23 protein-coding genes are annotated in these 24,240 nt (G+C 42.3%); 21 read left to right on the top strand and 2 right to left on the bottom strand.

All coding sequences use genetic code 11. The features are described 5' to 3' along the window. The first annotated feature begins 36 nt into the window (after positions 1-36). From polA to CCC71_RS07615, 18 genes are all read left to right on the top strand, one after another. A complete protein-coding gene (polA, locus tag CCC71_RS07700) occupies positions 37-2,679 on the top strand; it encodes a DNA polymerase I (RefSeq protein WP_021841413.1) in 2,643 nt (880 codons plus the stop codon). A 106-nt stretch (positions 2,680-2,785) separates the two neighbouring features. Then, positions 2,786-3,610 (top strand): bifunctional DNA-formamidopyrimidine glycosylase/DNA-(apurinic or apyrimidinic site) lyase, encoded by an 825-nt coding sequence (gene mutM / locus CCC71_RS07695; protein WP_021841412.1) that lies wholly within the window; start codon positions 2,786-2,788, stop codon positions 3,608-3,610. 31 nt (positions 3,611-3,641) lie between these two features. Continuing rightward, positions 3,642-4,256, top strand: coding sequence for a dephospho-CoA kinase (coaE, locus tag CCC71_RS07690; protein WP_021841411.1), 615 nt, complete (start codon positions 3,642-3,644; stop codon positions 4,254-4,256). Then, on the top strand, positions 4,253-4,822 hold the full coding sequence (locus CCC71_RS07685; protein WP_021841410.1) for a lytic transglycosylase domain-containing protein: 570 nt from the start codon (positions 4,253-4,255) through the stop codon (positions 4,820-4,822). Before coaE ends, CCC71_RS07685 begins: the two co-directional genes overlap by 4 nt. Before the next feature lie 29 nt (positions 4,823-4,851). Then, on the top strand, positions 4,852-5,511 hold the full coding sequence (locus CCC71_RS07680; RefSeq protein ID WP_021841409.1) for a hypothetical protein: 660 nt from the start codon (positions 4,852-4,854) through the stop codon (positions 5,509-5,511). A 190-nt stretch (positions 5,512-5,701) separates the two neighbouring features. Continuing rightward, a complete protein-coding gene (locus CCC71_RS07675) occupies positions 5,702-6,160 on the top strand; it encodes a ribosome maturation factor RimP (protein ID WP_021841408.1) in 459 nt (152 codons plus the stop codon). A gap of 40 nt (positions 6,161-6,200) precedes the next feature. Further along, entirely contained in the window at positions 6,201-7,289 is a 1,089-nt protein-coding gene (gene nusA, locus CCC71_RS07670) for a transcription termination factor NusA (protein ID WP_021841407.1), read from the top strand. Further along, positions 7,289-7,564 (top strand): RNase P modulator RnpM, encoded by a 276-nt coding sequence (gene rnpM, locus CCC71_RS07665; protein WP_021841406.1) that lies wholly within the window; start codon positions 7,289-7,291, stop codon positions 7,562-7,564. Before nusA ends, rnpM begins: the two co-directional genes overlap by 1 nt. 4 nt (positions 7,565-7,568) lie before the next feature. Next, positions 7,569-7,874: a L7Ae/L30e/S12e/Gadd45 family ribosomal protein gene (locus CCC71_RS07660; protein WP_021841405.1), complete on the top strand. Its 306-nt coding sequence runs from the start codon at positions 7,569-7,571 to the stop codon at positions 7,872-7,874. Positions 7,875-7,891: 17 nt separating this feature from the next. After that, positions 7,892-10,498 (top strand): translation initiation factor IF-2, encoded by a 2,607-nt coding sequence (infB, locus tag CCC71_RS07655; RefSeq protein ID WP_021841404.1) that lies wholly within the window; start codon positions 7,892-7,894, stop codon positions 10,496-10,498. Between the two features lie 9 nt (positions 10,499-10,507). Further along, positions 10,508-10,876 (top strand): 30S ribosome-binding factor RbfA, encoded by a 369-nt coding sequence (gene rbfA, locus CCC71_RS07650; RefSeq protein ID WP_006556878.1) that lies wholly within the window; start codon positions 10,508-10,510, stop codon positions 10,874-10,876. Then, a complete protein-coding gene (locus CCC71_RS07645; protein WP_021841403.1) occupies positions 10,860-11,798 on the top strand; it encodes a DHH family phosphoesterase in 939 nt (312 codons plus the stop codon). Before rbfA ends, CCC71_RS07645 begins: the two co-directional genes overlap by 17 nt. Further along, positions 11,798-12,673, top strand: coding sequence for a tRNA pseudouridine(55) synthase TruB (truB, locus tag CCC71_RS07640; RefSeq protein WP_247240066.1), 876 nt, complete (start codon positions 11,798-11,800; stop codon positions 12,671-12,673). Before CCC71_RS07645 ends, truB begins: the two co-directional genes overlap by 1 nt. Before the next feature lie 12 nt (positions 12,674-12,685). Next, positions 12,686-13,618: a riboflavin biosynthesis protein RibF gene (gene ribF, locus CCC71_RS07635; RefSeq protein ID WP_021841401.1), complete on the top strand. Its 933-nt coding sequence runs from the start codon at positions 12,686-12,688 to the stop codon at positions 13,616-13,618. A gap of 229 nt (positions 13,619-13,847) precedes the next feature. Next, entirely contained in the window at positions 13,848-15,032 is a 1,185-nt protein-coding gene (locus tag CCC71_RS07630; RefSeq protein ID WP_021841400.1) for an aminotransferase-like domain-containing protein, read from the top strand. A gap of 379 nt (positions 15,033-15,411) precedes the next feature. Next, positions 15,412-16,179, top strand: coding sequence for a shikimate kinase (locus CCC71_RS07625; protein ID WP_021841399.1), 768 nt, complete (start codon positions 15,412-15,414; stop codon positions 16,177-16,179). Next, on the top strand, positions 16,179-18,323 hold the full coding sequence (gene recD2, locus CCC71_RS07620) for an SF1B family DNA helicase RecD2 (RefSeq protein ID WP_021841398.1): 2,145 nt from the start codon (positions 16,179-16,181) through the stop codon (positions 18,321-18,323). The genes CCC71_RS07625 and recD2 overlap by 1 nt, the downstream gene beginning before the upstream one ends. A gap of 86 nt (positions 18,324-18,409) precedes the next feature. Then, complete coding sequence (locus CCC71_RS07615) at positions 18,410-19,066, top strand: ComF family protein (RefSeq protein WP_021841397.1); 657 nt, start codon at positions 18,410-18,412, stop codon at positions 19,064-19,066. 19 nt (positions 19,067-19,085) lie between these two features. Here the strand turns inward: CCC71_RS07615 and CCC71_RS07610 are convergent, their stop codons facing one another. Continuing rightward, a complete protein-coding gene (locus CCC71_RS07610) occupies positions 19,086-19,778 on the bottom strand; it encodes a uracil-DNA glycosylase family protein (RefSeq protein WP_021841396.1) in 693 nt (230 codons plus the stop codon). 164 nt (positions 19,779-19,942) lie between these two features. Continuing rightward, entirely contained in the window at positions 19,943-20,545 is a 603-nt protein-coding gene (locus tag CCC71_RS07605) for an HD-GYP domain-containing protein (RefSeq protein ID WP_021841395.1), read from the bottom strand. Between the two features lie 661 nt (positions 20,546-21,206). On the opposite strand from CCC71_RS07605, the gene CCC71_RS07600 reads away from it, so the two are divergent. From CCC71_RS07600 to CCC71_RS07590, 3 genes are all read left to right on the top strand, one after another. Beyond that, positions 21,207-22,025: a basic amino acid ABC transporter substrate-binding protein gene (locus tag CCC71_RS07600; RefSeq protein ID WP_156704914.1), complete on the top strand. Its 819-nt coding sequence runs from the start codon at positions 21,207-21,209 to the stop codon at positions 22,023-22,025. 200 nt (positions 22,026-22,225) lie between these two features. After that, positions 22,226-22,987 (top strand): basic amino acid ABC transporter substrate-binding protein, encoded by a 762-nt coding sequence (locus CCC71_RS07595; RefSeq protein ID WP_021841393.1) that lies wholly within the window; start codon positions 22,226-22,228, stop codon positions 22,985-22,987. Positions 22,988-23,016: 29 nt separating this feature from the next. Further along, positions 23,017-24,207, top strand: a complete 1,191-nt coding sequence (locus CCC71_RS07590) for an aminotransferase-like domain-containing protein (RefSeq protein WP_296333403.1) — start codon at positions 23,017-23,019, stop codon at positions 24,205-24,207. The last annotated feature ends 33 nt before the right edge of the window (positions 24,208-24,240 follow it).

The raw sequence follows: 24,240 nt of genomic DNA, 5'->3' as shown, positions 1-24,240 counted from the left end.
CCTATAAAGTCGATATTGATGGTAAAGAGGTGCTTTATGAAAAAATTAATGATTATAGATGGCAGCAGTTTGTTGTACCGTGCTTTTTTTGCGCTACCGCCGCTCAGTAATGCGCTGGGCGTGCCGACCAATGCGGTGTACGGTTTTTTAACCATGCTTGTTAAACTATATAATGATTTACATCCTGATTATGTGGCGGTAGCTTTTGATAAGGGGAAAGAAACATTCCGTACGGAGCTTTATGCGGACTACAAAGGCAATCGCCCAAATGCACCGGATGATTTGCGTCCTCAGTTTGGCCTTATTCGTGAAGTGTTAGAGGCACTCGGAATTACGGTTATCGAAGAAGAAGGCTATGAAGGGGACGATATTATCGGCTCTTTAAGCAAAAAACTGGGAAATAAAGATACGGCCGTGTATATCATCACCGGTGACCGCGACAGCTTGCAGCTCGTTGATGAACACAGCACGGTTTATTTAACTAAAAAGGGTATCAGCGATATGCTCGAAGTTCGTCCCGATAATATGGCGGACGAATACGGCTATGGCCCTGACATGGTTATTGATATGAAGGCCCTCATGGGGGACAGCTCCGATAATATTCCGGGTGTGCCCGGCGTCGGTGAAAAAACGGCTCTTAAATTGCTTAATGAATACGGTACTTTAGAAGGCGTTTACGATAATATTGATTCCATAAAAGGTAAGTTAAAAGAAAAATTGGCCGACAATAAAGAGTTGGCTTTCTTGTCGCGCACCTTAGCGACTATTAAAACCGATATGGACTTAGATTATAAAGCTTCCGATTTTGTAACGTCAGCTCATGAAACGGAAATCGTGCCGCTCTTTGATCGTTTAGGTTTTCACAGCGTAACGCCGCGTCTCATCAAGGCTATGGGGATTACGGCGCCGACACCGGTTGATAGCGACTCCTTATTTGCGGATTTTGCCGAATCACCAACGGCTTCCAAATTGGAAATCGCAGGTATTGAAGCGATTACACCTGACTTTTACAAAAATAAAGATTTAGGTATTGTCGTTAAAGCCGGTGGTGCCCATCCATTCCGTACAATTGACGAAATTTTTGTGGCCAATGGTGAAACGGTAGCTCGTTTAGACGGCGGTCATGCTAAGTTCGCCGAATTGTTGCCGACTATGCTAAAGGATGCGGCTACGATTACGACGGAGGACAGTAAGTTACTCCTCGAAGTGACGGGGGACGCAAGACCGGGTACCATGCCTTTATTTACAGCCGACGGTGAACCGCGAATTTGGGATTTAACTTTGATGGCTTATTTGGCGGATCCGACGCGTACCAATTATGGTATTTCTTACTTGACCGAACGATTCAGTGCACCGACCGTGCCGGCTACGGGTGATGCCAATGAATCTGCCGCCACGGCAAAGGCTTTACTCACTATGCAATCAGTAGCGCAGGAAGTGCTCAAGGATAACGGTCTCTGGGATTTATATAAAACCATTGAATTACCGCTCGTACATACCTTGCTCGTTATGGAAAAGAATGGTATTTACATTGATAAAGCAGCTTTAGAAGAAACTCAAACTCGCTTCGAAGCGGAAGCTAACGAATTACGCGATGCCATTTATAAAGAGGCCGGGGAAGAGTTTAACATTAATTCGCCGAAACAGTTGGGTGTTATTCTCTTTGAAAAATTAAATTTACCTGTTTTGAAAAAGACGAAAACGGGTTACTCCACCAATGCGGAAGTACTCGATATGCTTCGCAACGACCATCCGATTATTGAGCTCATTTTGAAATATCGTACGGTAGTTAAATTGATTTCTACTTATTTGGAAGGTTTGAAACCGTTAATCGATAAAAAAACGGAACGCATTCACAGCACGTTTAATCAGATGGTAACGGCTACGGGGCGCCTCAGCAGTTCCGATCCGAATTTGCAGAATATTCCGGTCCGTACGGAAAAAGGACGTGAGATTAGAGCATTGTTCTTGCCGGGTAAAGGCTACGATACTTTGGTGAGTGCGGACTATTCGCAGATTGAACTTCGTATTTTGGCGCATTTGTCGGAGGATCCGGCTCTCATTAAAGCCTTTATGGATGGCGAAGATATTCACCGTTTTACGGCCGCTGAAGTGCTCGGTAAAGCGATTGAAGACGTTACGCCGACTGAACGTTCCCATGCGAAAGCGGTTAACTTCGGCATTATTTACGGTATCAGTGATTTTGGTTTGTCCCGTGATTTAGGTATTACCCGCGGTGAAGCGAAAGATTATATTGAACTATATTTCCATCGTTATCCTAAAGTTAAAGAATATATGGATAATATGGTGGCGGAAGCACATGAAACCGGCATGGTGCGCACTATGTTCGGCCGTGTCCGTTCTTTACCGGATATTAACAGCCGTAACTTTAATCGCCGCTCCTTTGCGGAACGTACGGCGATGAACACGCCGATTCAGGGCAGTGCGGCTGATATTATTAAATTGGCCATGAATCAGGTGGAACAGCGCCTAGAAGCTGATGGCTTTAAATCTCGTCTTTTGTTACAGGTGCATGACGAACTTGTATTGGAAGTCGTTAAAGAAGAAGAAAAGGCCGTCATGAAGTTATTGGCAGACATCATGGACAGTGTAGTGGAATTAAAAGTACCGCTCATTGTAGACGTACACAGTGCTACGAACTGGGCGGATGTGAAATAATAGAAAATTTTTAACAAAATCAGAGCCAAATTAAAAGCTCAAACGTTTATATAGGTGTATAGGCCTATACAATAATCACTCTATAATTGGTTAAGAGGTGAAACGAATGCCGGAATTACCGGAAGTGGAACTGATAAAAGAATATATCCATGAACACGCAGCCGGTAAAACGGTAGCTTATGTGGAATCTTTACTGCCGCGCATGTGGCGTAATTGTCCGGCTGATGTGGCGGAAACGCTAATTACCGGGCAGACCATCGAAGCCGTAAAACGAAGAGGGAAGTATTTAATCATTACTTGGCAGAATTCTGATTTACAGTTAATTATTCATTTGAAATTGACGGGTCGGTTAATCTATCGGCCAAGTGCTGAGGTAGAGCGTTTTGACCGCATTCTGTTTCACTTTACCGACGGGACAATGCTGGCGTACGGCGATGTGCGTACGCTAGGGGCGCTCTATGTGTTTGAGTCGGAGAAAGAGATTGATTTAAAAGCGTATCTGAATATGGGCGTTGAACCATTGAGTCGAGCTTTCACAAGTGGTAAACTATATGAGTTGACACGGCGTAGTTCTATGCCGATAAAGCCGTTCTTACTGGGACAGCAATTTGTAGCCGGCATCGGTAATATTTATGCCGATGAAGCTTTGTTTTTGGCCCATGTTATGCCGACCAGACCGGCCGATTCATTGAGTGAAGCGGAGACGAAGGCTTTACACCGAGCTCTGCGGAAAGTGTTACGTGATAGTTTGGCTAATGGCGGTACCAGTTTTCGCGATTATAAAAACGGTGCCGGCGGCAAAGGGCAAAATCAGGAACATTTATTGGTGTATGGTCGTGGCGGTAAACCTTGTGTTCGCTGTAAACGGACGCTCCAGGATATGACCTTGCGAGGACGTCATACCGTATTTTGCGGACATTGCCAACATTAAGATTATTTTTATTACATTATCGGGAGTTACGATGTATAAGATTGGTTTAACCGGCGGTATTGCGTCCGGAAAAAGTACCGTATCCAACTGGCTTCGAGATAAAGGAGCACCTATTATTGATGCGGATATAGTAGCGCGTGAAGTTGTTGAGCCGGGCACGCCGGGCCTAAAGGCTTTGGTGGCAGAATTCAGTGATGAAATTCTTACGCCGGAAGGCACGCTTGATCGTCCGAAGTTGGGCAGTATTATTTTTAACGATGAAGCCAAACGGAAGCGTACCAACGAAATTTTACACAGCTTCATTAAACAACGCATTGACGAATTAGCTGAAAATTTTGCCAAAGAAGGCTTCAAGGCGGTTATCTATGATATTCCCTTACTCATTGAAACCAATTGGTATAAGGAAATGGATGAAGTGTGGCTCGTAGCTATCAACGAAGATGTTCAGACGGCTCGTTTGCAGGAACGTAACGGGTATACCTTAGAAGAAGCAAAAGCTCGTATTGCCAGTCAAATGCCGTTAGCGGAGAAGAAAAACTATAGTCATGTTGTGATTGATAATAATGGCACTTTGGCGGATTTAGCGGCGCAGTTAGAACAATTATGGCAAGCAAAAGGACATGTTTTTACTGAGGAGGATGCATGAAAGGCTCTACATTCTTAGCATGGTGCCTCGTAATTTTAGGCTGGTACTATTTCGCTGTGGGCGAACCGTATCTGGCGCGCACCTATGCGTATCCTTTAGAACATAGTGCCACTGTACATGCAGCGGCCAGGGCCAATAAGATTCCCTATTCGTTAGTCGCGGGGGTAATTCTGGCGGAGAGTAAGTTCAATGAACATGCCGAATCGGCACCGGGTGCTTTGGGGCTTATGCAACTCATGCCGGACACGGCACACTGGATTGCGGAACAAATGAATGAACCAAAGTTGACCGATAATGATATTAAAGAACCGGATACTAATATTAAGCTGGGGACATGGTATTTAGCGTATTTGCTGAATGAATTTAAAGGCAATAAAATTTTGGCCTTGGCTGCGTATAATGCCGGTCGTGGTCACGTGGAAGAATGGATGAGCCAATACGATTGGGGCGATGACTTCGACGATATTGAGCAAATCCCGTTTGCGGAGACTCGTGAGTATGTAACGGCTGTTTTAAAAAATCAGGAAAAATATGAGTCTCTATACGCTATGGATGACAATCAATAGTATTAAATCAAGAGGAAGGATTATTTCAGATGGCAGATGTAATTGCAGAATGTAAGGAACGCACCTATGATTTTTCATGGTTGCCGAATACTTTGGGCGATTTTAAACTGGTAATCGATACGACGGCAGAAGACTTGTATTATCGCTTTTTTCATTATGAAAATGAACTGGGATGGCGTTGGGAAGCTTTGTATGATAAGGAAGTTGACGATTATACAGTTCATGTAGTGATGCCGCTTTTCTCTTTTACGGATATTAACTTTATTCGTGGTTCTTGGGAGGAGTTTGAGGCAGTGCTGAAAGAGCGCGCTGAGCAAGGTCTCACCGAGCGATTAATCGAGCCTCAAAAAATGTTTACGTATGCATATAAACACAAAGGCCTTGCTGACTGGGCCTATGAAGAGTTTTTACCTCAACAGGTAGGTCCTTTTGTGCGGGATATTGCCCCAAGTAATGGGGTGTGCATGATTAACGGCTCGTACATTATCGGCGAATATCGCATAATGGATGATACGTCGGGGCTGTTACTTTTCTACAATGTACTGCGTGATGAGTTTTTTGCAGAGCTTCGGCGACACAATTATCCGGAGATTAACCATGACCTCGACGCAAAGACATTGCCGGAATTGGAAGCAAAACTGGAAAGTGAGCTTGTAAGAGTGCTTACGGACTTGCAAAATCGGTTATAGTATTTGTGTTTTGGCAGTGTTCATGATATAATATACGTGATTCGAAATAAGCTTTTTTAAAAGAGTGGGCCTTGGCTCACTCTTTACTTTATAGTAAAACACTATGCAGGCGTACAGACAGGCAAGTGCTTGGCAAATACGATGTGAGTAATATTACAGGTGTTACATCAAAATGAAGGAGGCGATGACCATGAAAAGAGAAGCCGTGGAAGAATTTGTATCCTCGATAGTGGAAGGGATTATTGAGGGCACAGAGATGGAACTGGTGGATGTGGAATATGTGCGCGAACGGGATTGGTATTTGCGTGTATATTTAGATAAGCCGGGCGGAGTCGATCTTGATGATTGTCAGATTGTCAGCGAGAAGCTGAGTGAAGTGTTGGATGCTAAAGATCCGATTAAAGAAAATTATTTATTGGAAGTATCTTCACCGGGACTGGATCGTGTTTTGAAAAAAGACAAAGACTTTGTTCGTTATCAAGGCGCCGACGTTGATGTACAGTTGTTTAAGCCGGTAGATGGGAAGAAGCAATTTACCGGAGCGCTGGGCGAGTTTACCGATGAGACTATTACGATTCAAGTCGGGGAAAACCCAATCGTGTTAGAACGAAGTGCTATTGCACAGATTCGTTTGCATTTTGAATTTTAAAGATAAAAAACTAAAACAGAAAATATTGGAGGAATAATAAGTGAGTCAAGAATTAGTACAGGCAGTTATGGTGTTAACAAAGCAGAAGGGTGTATCGCCGGAAGTGGTGTTTGAGTCCTTGGAGGCATCATTGCTGCAGGCTTACCGTAAGGAGCCGGGTTCCAATCAGGACGCCTATGTAGAATTAAACCGTGAGAGCGGTGAATATAAGGTTTTTGCCAAGAAAACCGTAGTTGCTGAAGTTGAGGACGCAGAGAAAGAAATTTCTCTCGCCGAAGCTCAACAACGGGATATGCGTTTTGAAGTGGGCGACATTGTAGAAGTTGATGTAACACCTAAGAACTTCGGACGTAGCGCTGCTCATACGGCTAAGCAAATGTTGATTCAACGTCTTAAAGAAGCGGAACGCAGCATTGTGTACGAAGAATATTTCAGCCGTGAAGGTGATATCATCACCGGTCTTGTACAGCGTGTAGAAGGTCGCAATGTATTCGTTGACCTTGGCAAAACAGAAGCCATTTTACCACCGGCTGAACAGATTCCGACGGAAACATACAAAGCAGGCGATCGCATTAAATGCTACATCGTAGAAGTTAAAAAGACCACCAAAGGTCCTCAGATTATGATCAGCCGTACTCATCCGGGCCTGTTAAAACGCCTTTTCGAATTAGAAGTGCCTGAAATTTATGAAGGTGTTATCGAATTGAAATCCGTTGCTCGCGAACCGGGCATGCGCTCTAAAATTGCCGTAGTATCTCGTGATGAAACGATTGATGCGGTTGGCGCTTGCGTAGGTCCTAAAGGTCAGCGCGTTCAGAACATCGTGGATGAATTAAACGATGAAAAAATTGATATCGTAAAATGGGATGAAGATCCGGCTGTTTATATTGCCAACTCTTTGAGCCCTGCTAAAGTAATTTCCGTAGATGTAAACGAAGAAGAAAAAACATCTCGCGTTATTGTACCGGATTACCAATTGTCTTTGGCTATCGGTAAAGCAGGTCAGAATGCTCGTTTGGCTGCTAAATTGACAAACTGGAAAATCGATATTAAGAGCGAAACACAAGCAGATGAAGTAGAACCGGAAACGGCTGCTAATGAATTGCTTGAAGGTGACGGTGAAGCGTAATGAAGAAAAAAACACCTCCTATGCGTATCTGTGTAGGTTGTGGCGAGTTGCGTAATAAGAAAGAGATGCTGCGCATCGTAGCCTCACCGGAAGGTACGATTGCTATAGATAGAACCGGCAAAGCGGCCGGTCGCGGTGCTTATATCGAACCGAAAGCGGAATGCTTTGAGACTGCTTATAAAGCGAAGCGCTTGGAACGCTCCTTAAAACGAGCCGTATCAGCTGATATTTATGAAAATCTGAAAGCTGAATTAGGGCTTAACGAGGCTGAATAAGCAAATGAACGAAACGAAATTTAAGAATTTATTAGGCATGGCACAGCGAGCAGGTAAATTGTTATCCGGCGATTTTGTAGCGGAGAAAGCAATTAAGCGGGGAAATGTTCCCTTAGCCTTGCTGGCAACTGATTGTGCTAAGAATAATGCGGAGAAATATATATGGTTAGCTCAGCAATATGATGTTCCGCTTAGAAATGTTTTGACAAAAGCGGAACTGGGTCATGCCATCGGCAAAGAACAAAGAGCTATTGTACTTGTAAATGATGTGGGATTTGCGAAGGCAATGCTCAAAGAAATAGATAATTGATTTGAGGGGGCATGCAGATGTCAAAAAAAAGAATACGTGATTTAAGTAAAGAACTAAATGTAGAAAATAAACAGATTATAGACTTTTTAAGCCGTAACGGTTATGAGTCTAAGACGCCGGCCAGCGGTTTGGATGATGCAGGTATTGAACTTGTTACCAAACATTTTAAAAACCGCAGTGCTCAGGCACCAAAAGAAGCGCCTGTAAAGGCGGCTGAAATAAGTGCTAAACCGGCAGCTAAAGAAAGTCATAAAAAAGCGGAACCTAAAAAAGCAGACGCTCATAAATCCGAAGCCCCTAAAGGTGAGGCAAAGCAATCTGACGGTCAGAAACCGGCTCATAAACAAGAAGCCCGTCGTGCCGAACAAGGTCAGAAGCCTAACACGAATAAAGGAAATAACGGTAACCGTAATAATGATGGCAATCGTAATAATGAGGGCCGTCAGGATTCTCGCAACCAGCAGAACCAAAAACATGGTAATCGTCAAGAACAGCGTCAGGATAACCGCAACCAGGATAATCGCCGTCAAGACAACAAAGGTCAAGACCGTAATGACCGCAATAATCGTCACGGCGATAAGAAAAACGAGGGCGGCAATCGTAACGAACATCAAGACCGCAATCGCAATGATCATAATGATCGTAAAAACAATCGCGACAATCGCAACAGCAATAAAGAAGGTCGCAACAATCGTGACGGTGGTCGCGATAATAACAATGACCGTCGCAATAAAAAGGACAAGAAAAACCGTGGCGGCAACCGTCCACAGTCCTTATTGTCCACTTCTTTGGCGAAGAGCAAAAATCGCGTAAAACAGCGTAATGAACAGAATCGCCAGCACAAAGAAGAAGAAAAACGTAAAGCAGAAGCTATGATTGCTACTCACATTGAAATCGGCCAGACTTTAACGGTTAAAGAATTAGCGGAAGCTATGGGCCGTGAAGTGAGTGAAATCATCAAAAAATTAATGTTATTAGGCGTTATGGCGACCATCAACCAGGAAATCGACTTTGATACGGCGTCCATCGTAGCGGAAGAATTCGGTGTAACCGTTTCTGAAGCGGCACCGGAAGAAGATCCTACTGAAATCGTAGAAGTGGAAGATTCGCCGGAAAGCTTACAGCCACGTCCGCCGGTTGTTACTATTATGGGTCACGTTGACCATGGTAAAACTTCCTTATTGGACGTAATTCGTCAAACTAACGTAACCGCATCCGAAGCAGGCGGCATTACGCAGCATATCGGTGCTTATATGGTTCGTTATAAAGGCAACAAGATTACATTCTTGGATACGCCGGGCCACGAAGCGTTTACCGCTATGCGTTTGCGCGGTGCTCAGTCTACGGATATTGCCGTATTGGTAGTTGCTGCCGATGACGGTGTTATGCCGCAGACAATCGAAGCGATTAACCACGCAAAATCCGCTAATGTGCCTATTATCGTAGCCATCAATAAGATGGATAAACCGGGTGCCAACCCTGACCATGTTAAACAGCAGTTGGCTGAACACGGTTTATTGCCTGAAGAATGGGGCGGCGATGTAATCATGGTGCCTGTATCCGCTAAACAGCGTCAGGGTATTGATGACTTGCTCGAAAATATCTTGCTCGTAGCGGAAGTTATGGAATTAAAAGCTAACCCTAACCGTAATGCGCAAGGCGTTGTTATCGAAGCTAAACTCGATAAAGGCCGTGGTCCTGTATGTACTGTATTGGTACAAAAAGGTAGCCTCCGCGTTGGTGACAACATCATTGCCGGTGTAGCATACGGTAAAGTTCGTGCTATGACGAACGAACGCGGTGAAAAAGTAAAAGTAGCTCGTCCATCCATGCCGGTGGAAGTGCTCGGTTTGTCCGACGTTCCGCAGGCCGGTGAAATCATGAATGCCGTTGATGACAACGAAGCTCGTGTAATTGCCGAAAAACGTGTGGAAAAACAGCGTTTAGCTGAAATGGGTACGAGTCATAAAGTTACCTTGGACGATATCTTTAATCAGATTCAACAGGGTGAATTAAAAGACTTAAATATTATTATTAAAGCAGACGTTCAAGGCTCCGTAGAAGCATTGCGTCAGTCTTTAGAAGCAATTAAGAATCCGGAAGTTCGTATCGTTATCGTTCATGCGGCGGTAGGTGCTATCAACGAATCCGACGTTATGCTCGCATCCGCATCGAATGCGATTATTATCGGTTTTAACGTTCGTCCTGATGCAGTCGTTCGTAAGGCGGCTGAAAAAGAAAGCGTTGACCTTCGTACGTATCGCGTTATTTACGATGCCATCAACGACGTGGAAAGCGCTATGCGCGGTATGTTAACACCTGAATTCAAGGAAGTTATCTTGGGCCGTGCGGAAGTGCGCCAGGTTATTTCCACACCAAAAGCGATTGTAGCCGGTTCGTATGTGACTGAAGGTGTGATTACGAACAAATCGGAAATCCGCTTGATTCGTGACGGTGTAGTTGTTCATGAAGGTCATGTAGATTCCTTACGTCGCTTCAAAGATGAAGTTAAAGAAGTAAAGAGTAGTTTTGAATGTGGTATTTCCATCGAACGTTACCGTGATATTAAAGAAGGCGATATCATTGAAGCCTTTACGATGGAAGAAATTAAACCACAGATTTAGGAGGCGTCTATGAGTGACGTTCGCGTACGTAAGTTACAGGAATTTATTAAACAAGAGGTAAGCGGCATGTTGATGCGTGGTCTTAAAGATCCGCGCATCGGCTTCGTTACCGTTACCGAAGTAGAAGTGACGGGCGATTTACGTCAGGCTACTATTTATGTGAGTCTGTTCGGTAAAGACGAAGAGAAAAAAGCGTCCTTGCAGGCTTTGCGTCATGCAGCCGGCCATATTCGCAGCGAACTGGGCAAAGTATTGCATTTGCGCTATACACCGGAAATTTTCTTCGACGCCGATACTTCATTAGATTACAGTATGCACATTGAGTCTTTACTCAATGACATCAAAAAGGATGAGGCCAAACATGGCGATGATAAATAAGAAGGCTTTAAAAACTGCTTTAGATAAAGCCCAAAATATTATTTTGACAGTTCATGTTCATCCGGACGGCGATGCCTTGGGGTCACTCTTAGCTTTTTATGAAGCTTTGACGGCACAAGGTAAGACCGTCACTATGGTTGTGGATGACATCATTCCAGAAAAGTACAACTTTTTGGCTCCTGTGGATAAAATTCATTCCATCGAAACTATGACCGATTGGACAACGGACATGTTGCTCGTATTGGATGCCAGCACGTTCGAACGCATCGGTCGGGTCGGCGAATTATGTAAAGCCCCGATTTATAATATCGATCATCATATTTCTAACAGTCATTTTGCGGCCGGTTTATATTTGTTGCCCGAATTTGCGGCAACAGGTGAGATTTTAACTGACTTGTGTGAAAGCTGGAACTGGCCGATTACGGAAACGATGGCCAATGCATTATATATGGCCATTGCTACGGACTGCGGTTTCTTCCGCTTCAGCAATACAACTGAGAACACCTTAAATATGGCGGCACTTTGTGTTAAGAACGGTGCCAAGCCGAATGTTATTTCCGAACATGTGGAAGTGACTACGGTTGCTCGTATTGAAGTGATGAAAGAGGCTTTACAGACTATTCGTTTTTATAAAGACGGTAAAGTCGCCGTGTTGGCTCTCGACGAAGCCTTAATGGCTAAAGTAGGCGATGATACGGACGGCTATGTCGATTTGATTCGCAATGTAGATACGGTAGATATTGCTATTTTGCTAAAAGCAGTGGATACTAATGTAACTCGTGTCAGCTTGCGTGCCAAGGTCACCGATGTGAATGCCATTGCCAATCATTTCGGCGGCGGCGGTCATGTGAAAGCAGCCGGTTGTACGATTCAGGCCAATATTGACGGTGCCATCGAGCAACTCTTAACGGTGATTGGCTAATGGACGGTGTATTTCCTTTCTTAAAACCGCCGGGCATAACGAGTCATGATGCCGTAGGGATTTGTCGGCGTTTGTTAAAAGAGCGTCGCATCGGCCATAGCGGTACTTTGGACCCCTTGGCATATGGTGTTTTGCCGATTTTTGTAGGTAAGGCAACACGTATCATTGAGTTTACGGAATCCATGACAAAAACCTATGTGGCAGAAGGTCGCTTTGGCTACGGTACGGATACGGAAGATATTACGGGCAATCCGTTACAAGCGGAAATAACGCCTACCACTATTCCTACATGGGAAGAGCTGGGAGCTATAGTAGCTTCGTTTACCGGTAAGCAGGACCAAACCCCGTCAATTTACTCCGCCATTAAGATTAACGGCCGCCGAGCCTATGAATTGGCTCGTGAAGGTGTGGAGTTTACTTTGCCGGCTCGAACGATTGAAATTACGGAATGTACTCTTTTGGCCTATGCCTATCCGTATTTTACCATTCGCGTTACTTGTTCCGCTGGTACTTATATTCGTGCTTTGCTGCGCGATATAGAGGCTAGAGTCGGTATTCCGGCTACCATGACACAACTGGCTCGCACTGCGGTTGGTGAATATACCATCGACAAGGCGGTTACGGCGGAAGAATTGGCTGAAAAAGGTGAAGCCCTTGTAGGTGCTACCGATTCGGCATTGATGCATTTACAACCCGTAAATGTTTCAGAAAATGGCTTTATAGCCTTGAAACAAGGTAAGCAATGGCCGTATACTAAAATAGACGGTTTTCATGGTGAAGTTGACCGGTTATATCGTGCTTATAATGATGCCGGTTTTTTCGGTATTGTAAGCGGTACTGACACAGGCTTAAAAGTAGTTAAAAATATTTTTTAATAGGATTAATGTATGAAGATCTTAACATCCTTTGCAGAGTTACAACAATTACAATCTAATATTGTGTATGCCTTGGGGACTTTTGACGGACTTCACAAAGGTCATCAGACGGTTATACAAAGGGCGGTAGCGGAGGCAAAGGAGCAGGCGGCCTATACCGTTGTGGTTACGTTTGATCAACATCCTTTGCATATCCTGAGACCGGAACGTTGTCCCAGTGCTTTATTGCAAAAAGAATTAAAAGCGAAGCTATTAATCGACTTAGGTGTTGATTATGTGTTACGCCTGCCTATGAGCAAGGAATTGCTGGCTATGACGGCGGATGATTTTGTGGCGGCCTTAACTGTTCATAATGAAGTTAAAGCCTTTGTCGTAGGGCAGAATTTTACCTTTGGGGCCGGCGGCTTAGGCACTCCGGATGTGATTAAAGCCTTAGTTGAGCCTAAAGGGATTCAAGTATATGCTTTAACTTTGGCTAAATGTAATGAAGTGCAGGAACATGTATCCAGTACATTAATTCGTGAAGCTGTCAAAGTGGGCCATTTTGAATTGGTTAATACTTTATTAGGTCGTCCTTTCATGTTCAAAGGTACTGTCATTGAAGGGGACCGTCGTGGTCGTATTCTCGGCTTTCCGACACTAAATTTTTTATATCCAAAGGAATTGACTTTGCCACCTGACGGCGTTTATGTAAATCGCGTATTTATTGACGGTAAGTGGTACGAAGGGGTTGGCAATTTGGGTGATAATCCTACCTTTGAAAACCAATACCATCGTTTTGAAGTCCATCTGTTTAATTTTGATAAAATGGTTTATGGCTATGAAGCGACCGTTGAATTTTGGAAGTTATTACGTCCGGAGAAACGTTTTGATTCACTTGATGAATTGATAAAGCAGATGAAAATTGATGAACAAGCGGCCAAAGATTTTTTCAAACAAAAATAAAATAAAATTTCTTAAGAACACCATTGAAGCTTAGAACTTTGATGGTGTTTTTTTTGTATATACTTATTAAAATTCTGGTAAGTTTTTCTTAAAATAGCTAATTTATTAAAATTTTTAATACAATTTATCACAAAATATCCGCATAGGATAAACTCATGTATTCTTTTGGTTGACATTTTGCGATGATAAGAGTAAGATAAAAAGCACAATATTTTAAGGAGGTTATATTATGGCTATACGTTTTTCAGACCCGGTTAATGCAATCAAACACTCAGATACAGGAGATATTTTAAAACTCATTGCGCAGCCCGATATGATTTCCTTCGCCGGCGGTTTACCGGCCGAGGAATCATTCCCGGCCGAAGAAATTAAGAAAGCTACGGAGCTCGTTCTGAACGGTGATGCCGGTAAAGCATTGCAATATGGACCATCATTGGGGTATGAACCGCTTCGTGAAAGCATTGCGAAGCGCATGAATCGAATTGTAAAAACACAGTATACGAAAGACAATATTTTAATCACTTGCGGCTCCCAGCAGGGTCTTGATATGTTATGTCGTTTATTCTGTAATAAAGGGGATACGGTTCTTGTAGAAAAACCGTCTTATTTGGGTGCCATTACGGCTTTTAATTTGACTCAGGTTAATTTTGTTGAAATCCCCGGTGACGGTAAAGGGATGATTATTTCCGAACTTCGCAAAGCTTTGGAAACGCATGATGTGCGCTTAATCTACATCGTTACGGACTTCCAAAACCCAACCGGTATTACTTGGACCCGTGAACGCCGTGCAGAATTCATGGAAGTGGTGGATGAATTTGAAGTACCGGTTATTGAAGATAATCCGTACGGTGAACTTCGTTATGAAGGGGAATACTTACCGTCTTTAACTACCTTTGATACGAAGAATCTGGTTTGCTCTTTAGGGACCTTCTCTAAAACCTTTGCGCCGGGCTTCCGTCTCGGTTGGATTGCGGCCAATCCATTGTTTATCGAAAAACTGGATCTGTTAAAACAGAATATGGACTTATCCACAGCACCGTTTTCACAGCGTGTTTGCGAAACTTGGCTTCAAAACTTCGATTTTGATGCGCATGTACAATCTATCATTAAATTGTACAAAAGTCGCCGTGATGCTATGCTTAAAGCTATTGATGAGTTCTTCCCTAAGGAAGTTACCCATACTTATCCTGAAGGAGGGCTTTTCATCTGGTGTACCTTACCGGAACAGCTTAAATCTCGTGATATTTTAAAACAATGTATCGAACGTAAAGTTGCCTTCGTACCGGGCGAAGCATTTTTCACATCGGAAGGTAATACCAATTTCTTCCGACTCAATTATTCTTGCAACGACGAAGCTACTATTCGTGACGGAATCCAACGCATTGCAGATGTGTTAAAAGAAAATTTAAAATAACGATGTATTGCATATAAAGTTGTATTGTATATAAAGTCGTATTGTATATAATAGCTGAATATGTAAATGATGACCTGAGTATCTTCGGTGGCTGTAAAAAGCAGTGATGATATTCAGGTCATTTTGCTATCAAGTATTCTTTTAAAAATATAGTTTGTGATTATCAAGTGGGAAGAAATTTCCGAGTTGATTAAAATTTGAAGCGTTTATTTTTGCCGCAATGGGAAATTCATGGTAGAGGCTATAAGAATGCAGGGGAATATGGTAAAATATAAGAGCATGAGAAGATACAAATGTTCTTCTCCAAATATAACCCAATACTTATTGGAAGCTATAGGCAATACTTATTGGACACAGCTATATGAGAAACGAGGTTATTATGAATTTACAAGAAGCACGTCAGAAAATTGATGAATTAGATAAAGTTCTCATTACGACATTTGAACAACGTTTGAAAGTGATTTTGGAAATCGCCAAAATTAAAGAACAGGAAAATATTGGAATTTACGAACCGGAACGGGAGCAAGAAGTATTGGCTAAATCTCTTAGCTATGTACAGGCCGGTGATTTGAAAGGCTATGTAAATAACTTTGTAAATTCTATTTTAGATATTAGCAAGACTTGTCAGAAACAACACATGCAGCAGCATATCTTTTTGATTGGCATGCCCGGTGCCGGCAAAACTACGGTTGGTAAGGCTTTGGCACAACATCAGGGGATGGAATTCTACGATTTAGATGCGGTGATTCAAGAGAAAACCGGTAAATCCATTCAGAATATTATTATTTATGATGGCGAAGAAGCATTCCGTAAAGATGAATTTGAAGCTATTACAGACATTGTAAATCACAAAATGCCGGCTGTTATTGCGACCGGCGGTGGCACTGTATTATCAGAAGATACGGTAAAACTCATGCGCGAATCCGGTTTTGTGGTGTTTATTCATCGCGATGTAACCCAGATTCTCGATGATTTGGATATGGAAATTCGCCCATTATTGAAGGAAAGTATTGAATATATTTTCCGCCTTTACGAAGAGCGCTATCCACTATATGAAAAAGTCAGCCATGTAAAAGTGCAGAATGCCAGCACTATTGCGGACGCAGTGGATCAAATCGTAGAAGCTTTGCCTAAAGTGGTTCGCTAATGGAAACGCTCCGAGGTATTGTGCAACGGCTCATTTATCAGAATGAAACCAATACCTACTGTGTGTTTCTATTGGAAGATTATAATGAAGAACGAACTGTTTGCACAGCTAATTTAGAAGCCCCTAAAGAAGGGGACGATTTGGAACTATCCGGTCGCTATATTACGCATAAAAAATATGGCCGCCAATTTGAGGCGGCCACCTTGGAACGGTTAAAACCGGATACTTTATACGGCGCTAAGCAATACCTGATCAATTTAGGTGTTAAAGGGTTGGGCGAGAAGTCGGTGGATAAAATTATTGCCTATTTTGAGGAAGCCCTTCTTGATATCTTACGCGCCGAAGATCCGGAAGCTTTATTGGAAGTTCCCGGTTTACGTAAAAGTGTAAAAGAAGAATTGTATAATGCATTACGCGGCGAAGGTTTGCTTCAGGAAATCAATCGGTTTCTGGAAAAAGCAGGCCTTAGTTCGCGTTGGAGCCGCACTTTATATACGACTTACGGAGGTGCGGCCATCGATGTATTGCGAGATAATCCGTTCCGCTTAATGGAAGTAGATGGCTCAATCCCATTTTCTATGTGTGATACTTTGCGCAATTCTTTAGGAATCGAACCGAATGATGAGCGGCGTATTGAGGCGGCTATTCTATACACCTTAAAGAATATCGGCGATAACGGTCACAGCTGTATGCCCGCCGATGAGTTAATCGGTATGGTCTTTGATATGCTCGGCGGTTTTGCCGATGAAGTAGCAGCACGCTTGGAAGAACTTTTGGACATTGGTCAGATTGTAGCCACTGATTATGATGGTTTACTCTATATTTATTCGCCGAATATTTATAATGCCGAATCGGACGCCGCTTATTTGACGCAAAATCTCATGGCCGATTCCGATGTGATTACCCTCGATTTAGAATCTTTTATTGCCGGCTTTGAAGTAAAAAAAGGATTGCAGCTGGGGGATGCTCAAAAAGAGGCCATAGCCCTTGCTTTACAAAATAAAATTTCCCTAATTACCGGCGGTCCGGGGACCGGCAAAACAACGATTATTCAAGCTTTGGTGGAAGCGTTCCAACAGACGCCGCAGAATCGTATTCTTCTATGTGCACCGACGGGACGCGCAGCCAAGCGCCTTACCGAAGCAACCGGTTATGAAGCCACCACGATTCATCGTATGTTGATGCCGATACAGGGCAGTGATTCTTATGAATTTACTAAAAACGAAGATGATTTATTAGAAGCGGATGTCATTATCGTGGATGAAGCGTCCATGTTAAATGTTCAGTTATATTATTCACTGTTAGCGGCTATTCCCGAAAATGCCTATGTGGTCATCGTCGGTGACGTGGATCAGTTACCGCCAATCGGAGCCGGATTTATTCTGCGTGACTTATTGGATAGTCAAATTATACCGTCCGTTCGTTTGAATACGATTTTCCGCCAAAAAGAGGGAAACCGTATCGTAACGAATGCCCATGAAATCAATAAAGGGGATATGCCGGAATTGACTTCAGAAGGTGAATTTAGATTTGTTGAAGTCCACAGTGTGACCGACATGATGCATCGTGTGGTAGCTTTGTATCGTGAAGCATTAGCTGAGTGTGATGATGAGCTGGATGTGCAGATTATCTCACCAATGCGCCGCGGGGGAGCCGGTAGTGTAGCTATTTCTAAAACGGTTCAGGCAGCGGTTAATCCACAGGTGGCTACGCGCAGTGCCGTTAAAATTAACGGCCAGACCTATCGTGTCGGTGACAAAGTTATTCAGGTCCTGAATAATTACGAATTGGAAGTATTTAATGGCGAAATCGGTGTCATTTTTTCAATTTCAAAAACAGAAGTGTGCATACGCTTTATGGATAAAGAAGTGCATGTGCCGATGGAGGATATGAGTTCCTTCATGCTTGCTTATGCCATTACGGTTCATAAGAGCCAAGGCAGTGAGTACGGCACGGTCATTATTCCGTTTATTCCGACCTATCATCAGATGCTGCAACGCAATCTTCTGTATACGGCCGTGACACGAGCCCGTAATAAAGTAATTTTGGTGGGCACAAAATCGGCGGTGCAACGAGCCGTAACGACACAAAGCGGTACTACAAGGTATACTTTATTTAAAGAACGTTTACAGGGACTGATATAATTTTTGATAAATAGATAAGCTGAAAAACATTGTAATGAAACAGCTTGGGGATTTGTAGCAATGCACTTAAGGGGAAGTGAATATTAATGCATTGGAGTGAATTTGTATTTCCGCCTACCTGTCCCGGTTGCGGTACGGAAGTATGGCACCGCGGGGAATGGTGCGAAGCTTGTTTTAATGAACTGTACGATGTGCGTCACGTTACCGATTTGGATGGTCTCGCACTTCGCGAAGTCTATGTAATCGGTCATTATGACAAGGGACTTAAAAGCATATTGGGAGATATTAAATTCCACGGAAAAAAGGAGCGGGTCAAATGGGCCACTCCTTTTTTGTATTCGTTTATGGTTGACCCGGTTCACAAGCTTTCGTTTAAGCCTGACTATGTGGTGCCTATTCCTGTCAGTGCCAAAAAGCGTGTCATAAGAGGATATAATCAGGTTGATCTTTTATTTAAAAATTGGGCAAGTTGGCTTGGTTGGTATTGGCTGGATTGCTTGGAGAAGATTGACTCTACACAGGCTATGTTTTCCTTGGGGCGTGTGGAACGTAAGGCCAATATGGTCAATGCGTTTAAGGCGATGGAACCTCTTGTTAAGTCCGGTCAGTTAGAAGGTAAGTCAATTTTGTTGGTGGATGATATTTTTACAACCGGAGCCACCTTGGAATCGGCAGCGGAAGTATTGAAAGAGACGTATAAGGTTAAAAATATAGTAGGGGTTACATTGGCTGGGGGCCATTAGAAATTTATGTAGTTTAATATCAAGTATTTTCAATCCAATTAGAGATTTCGTCAACAAAGCTACTTTTTTCCTTATATTGAGGATGTCCGACACGAAGCACATAAAAGGTTTGTTTGCCTAGAGTCGCAATTGCTTCTTGCCAAGGCATTGTTCTTTTTCCGATAGACCTAATACCATTGTAATTAATAGTAAAGCTGTTAAAGACATTAGGAATATAATTGTCATAAAAATAGGAAGTATAATAAATTATATGTGTAGGGTTGATGATTTGTAATTCGTTTTGAAGCACTTTTAACTTTAATATACAATTATTTTTTATAGAATCAGAAGTAGTATCTACTCCTCCTGAACTGTTACATTTTACTATATTGGTAAAAGCAATGTTCTCAATAGAATCATTCTTGAATATTTTTTGCGAAATAGCGCGGGTATAGCTCCAATATGCCCAGCGTTTGTTCCATAGCTTGTCACGGGCATATTGAAAGGTATTACGAAAATTATTTTCAATTGCGCCAGGATTACCTCTGGCGTTTTTTCCTACGAATAAAATACGCTTTTGGTGGTTATTAAAATTAGACCCAACACACCAGCAACCAATAGGCATGGATAAATTTGAATCTTGGTGACAATCAGTGCATATTTTATTGGTGCCAACGCCTAGTGTAAGATATTGTTGAGCCAATCTTTCTTCTATATCATTATAATAGTTCATTGATATATCTCCCTAAGATAACATTATTATTGATGTTATTATTATACAAGATTTCTACAGTGATGTAAGAGTAAATATTAAAAAAACAGCTCCCGCTTTAGCGAGAACTGTTTCTTGTCATTGGGCTTATATTATATGAACGAATATAATGGCGTTTAATTGTATTAGCCGATAATTTCAATAAAGGCTTTGACTAAATCAGGATCGAAATAAATACCGGAACCACTGAATAATTCCTGTTTAGCCGTTTTTTTACTCTTAGACCAGGATTCCGTTGACGGATTAATAGCGGAATCATAGTAATCGGCAATGGCGATGATGCGAGCACCTAGTGGAATATTACTGCCGCATAAGTGTTTAGGAAATCCGGAACCGTCCCAACGCTCGTGATGGTATCGGATGTAGGGGATAATCGATTGACAACATGGATAGTTTTCAATCATGTTTGCCCCGTTTGCCGGATGCTGACGATATTTAGATAATTCCTGACGATTAAAGAATGGCGCTTTTTTTAAAACCGCAGAGGGCATCATAATAAGACCCAAGTCGTGCAATAATGCGCCATGTCTGATTTGTTCTATTTCGTTGGCCGGTAGCCCTAGTTTTGCGGCAATGCTGACAGAGTGATTCGCTACATTAATGGAGTGTGTATATAGCTCGTAGCTTTTCATGCGAATCATCTGCAGGAGCTGGGCACTGATAGCTTCTAAGCTATCTTTTTCCAATTCATATAAGCCCGATGGCTGCATTAAAGATAACATAAACATAATACTGAGTCCTTCCCTTTGTGTCCCCATTTAACAAGTAAACACATTATACAATATTTAGGAATTTTTTGGTATAGGTTGACGTTGCTATCTATGTATAGCAAGTTGTTGAAAAATTGAAAGATGTATGGTTGATTTATGAGAAACTAAAAGAGAATACGGTAAGTAAAGGAATTGTAAAGATTGAATACTTTCACAACCTAAAGTATCAAGGAAAATAAATATTTTTGCCATATCATTTTTATATAGACAAAGTAAAATTCTTTGCGTATAATTTCTTCATACGGGTCTGTGGTTGAAAGTCGAGGCCAGTCGCAGGCAAAACGATCCACGTAAGTAGTGCAACGACATTATGAGCATGGTGCGGCTTAGATGTAAGACCTACCGATAAAATCGAGAGGAGTAGTAGTGGGGAGCCACGGGCTTAGGAGCGAACCTTCCAGTAGGCGAGTGTGGGGGCAAAGACCAGGTCAGCCGTATGTAAAAAGGCAGCTTTCGGGCTGCCTTTTATTTTTATACAAAATTTTCTGAATTTTTATACATTTAGCTATTGACTATTTATGCAAGGTTATGTATAATCATGTCATACCAATTAGAGAAACTCAGTTGAGAGAGAGTTTGAATTCATGATTATACAAGAAGAAGAGTAGGAGATGGAATTATGTTTACACAGAAGATGAAGAAAATTATGTTAACAGGTATGGCGGTATTAGCCATGGGTGCTTTGGTGGCCGGTTGCGGCAGTGATTCGAACAGCGGTCAAGCTGCCAATGGCAAACAAGTGATTAAAGTAGGTACTAATGCGACATTTGTACCGTTTGAATTTAAGGATGAAAGTTCCCAAGATTTAACCGGTTTCGATATCGATATGGTAAAAGCAATTGCTAAAAAGATGAACGCCGATGTGCAGTTCAAAAATGTAGCCTTTGATGCTTTGATTCCAAGTCTTGGCAATAAAGATATTGATATGGCGGCTTCCGGTATGACGATTACGAAAGCAAGATCCGAAAAAGTATTGTTTGCCGCTCCTTACTATGAATCCGGTATGGCCGTAGTAGTTAAAGGTAACTCGCCTATTAATACATTAGAAGATTTACAAGGCAAAAACATTTCTGTTCAGATGGGGACCACCGGTGCTGATTTAGCCGGCAAAATTGCCAATGCAACATTGAAACAGTTTGACCACAGCAGTGATGCCTTATTAGAACTTAATAAAGGTGGCGTTGATGCAGCCGTACTTGATTTACCGGTAGCACAATATTATGCATCTAAACATCAAGGTGATGTAAAAGTAATTCCGTATCCTAATACGAAAGAATACTTTGGCTTCGCATTTGCTAAAAACAACAAAGAATTACAGGAAGCTGTAAATAAAGCCTTAGCCGAAATGAAGAAAGATGGCGAATTGAACGCTATTTACCAGAAATGGTTCAAAACTGATGCCCCTGCTGATATGCCGACTGAATGGTCCGGTAACTGATTAAATCAGGGCAAATCGTTAAATTAAATGTTGTGCTCTAATTACCTTAGCCAATACATTTGAGCAACAGGAAGTACTATGTAAAAATATTTAGCAATACAAGCGCTAAAATTTTAGCATAGTACCTTTTTGTATATTTACATGGTAGTATAAAATTGTAGTATTATTACACAATGTTTTGTGAAATGAGGAGGAACATTATGAATTGGAAAAAAGGGTTAACCTTATTTATGGCAGTGGGTTTAGCGGCCGGTGTTTTAGCGGGTTGCGGCAGTGACACGGCTTCTGACAAAAAGGTAATTACATTTGGTGCGGAAACTACGTATCCGCCGTTTGAGTTTGCCGAAGATAACACCTATAAAGGTTTTGACGTAGATTTAAGTAATGCCTTGGCTAAAGAAATGGGCTATGAATCAAAATTTGTAAGTCTTCCTTTTGATGGTTTGATCCCAGCCTTGCAAAGTAAACAGATTGATGCTATTGCATCCGGCCTTGTAGTGACAAAAGAGCGTGAGGCTAAAGTTAATTTCACAGCACCGTACTATCATGTAAAACTCGTTATGGTGGTTCGTCAAGATACCAATAATGTTAACGGTGAAGCGGATATTGCCGGTAAAACCGTAGGCGCACAAATCGGAACTACCGGTGCTATGTTGGCGCAGGAAAAACCGGGTACAACGGTTAAAGAGTTTGACGCTATTACCACTATGCTTCAAGATTTAGAAGCCGGCAATATTCAGATTGCCATGCTCGATGAACCGGTAGCTAAATATTACATTCAAAAATTAAACATGAAAGATTTAAAAATTGTACCGGTTGGCTTACAAGATCATACGGTAGCTATTGCGGTTCGTAAGGATGATAAAGAGCTATTGGATAAAATGAATGCGGCTTTTGAAAAATTAAAAGCTAACGGCGAATATGATAAATTACAGCAAAAATGGTTTGGTGACATTCAATAATTATTCGGCTTAAGTGACAGGTGATACAAATGGATTACACAAAATTATATGCAAAGCGGGCGCTTCAATTGGAGCGTTCCGCCATTGCGGCCTTAAAGGATGAGGCTAAAACGGTGCCGGGCATTTTGTCACTCGGTGAAGGTGTTCCGGCATCGGAATTATTCCCGGTGGAAGAATTAAGTATTGTAGCGGCTAAAGTATTTAAAGAAGAAGGGCGTGAAGTGCTACAATATGGGGACGGTTTGGGCGGTTTGGAATTACGCCGCCATTTAAGTCGTATTATGACTAAATACGGCATTAATATTGAGGCCGGCCAAATTCAGGTAACCAGCGGTTCCATGCAGTCATTGGATATGGCAGCTCGCTTATTTTTAGAAGCGGGTGATACCGTGTTGGTAGAAGATCCCACTTTTATTGACGCTAAGAATTGCTTAGCTATGACGGGTGCTTCACTCAAGGGGATTCCTTGTGACGAAGAAGGCATGGATTTACAGTTATTGGCAAAGTCTCTTGAAACAGATTCCACCATTAAGGCGATATATGTAATTCCTGACTATCAGAATCCTACGGGCCTTTGTTGGTCTGATAAAAGACGCCGTGAGTTTATGGATTTGGTTGCAAAATATAATGTAATTATATTAGAAGATAATCCTTACGGTGAAATTACCTACACCGGCAAATATCATAAAGCGCTTAGTGCTTATGATGCGAAAGGACAAGTTCTTTTCATGGGAAGCCTGTCTAAAACCTTGAGCCCGGGACTAAGAATCGGTTGGGTAGCAGGCCGGGCAGATATTATGACGCAGCTTTCTTTGGTTAAGGAATGCTCCGATATACATAGTTCCTTGCCGGATCATGCATTGGCGGCCGGTTTTATGAATATATATTCTTACGATGGTCACGTGGCGTCAATGAATAAGGTATATAAGGAACGACGAGATACGTTGGTAGCCGGTTTGCAGCAATTGTTGCCTGAATTCACATTTACCGTGCCGGAAGGGGGCTTCTTTTTGTGGCTGGCCTTACCGGAAAATGTGGCTGAGTATGAATTTTTTCAAAATTCCATAAAAGCCGGGGTTTTGGTAATTCCGGGCACTCCGTTTTTTGTAAATAAACCGGAACGAGGCTATGTGCGGCTTAATTTTACCGGCCTTGGACCGGATGACTTAACTGAAGCAGTGAAGCGATTAGCCCGGGCTTACCAAAATATGATTAAATAACTATTGACATTGTATAAAAATACATCTATAATG

The organism is Veillonella sp. LMAG:90 (assembly GCF_008679445.1).
In the GTDB taxonomy this organism is placed as follows: domain Bacteria; phylum Bacillota; class Negativicutes; order Veillonellales; family Veillonellaceae; genus Veillonella_A.
This window is presented reverse-complemented; position numbering and strand designations above follow the sequence as displayed.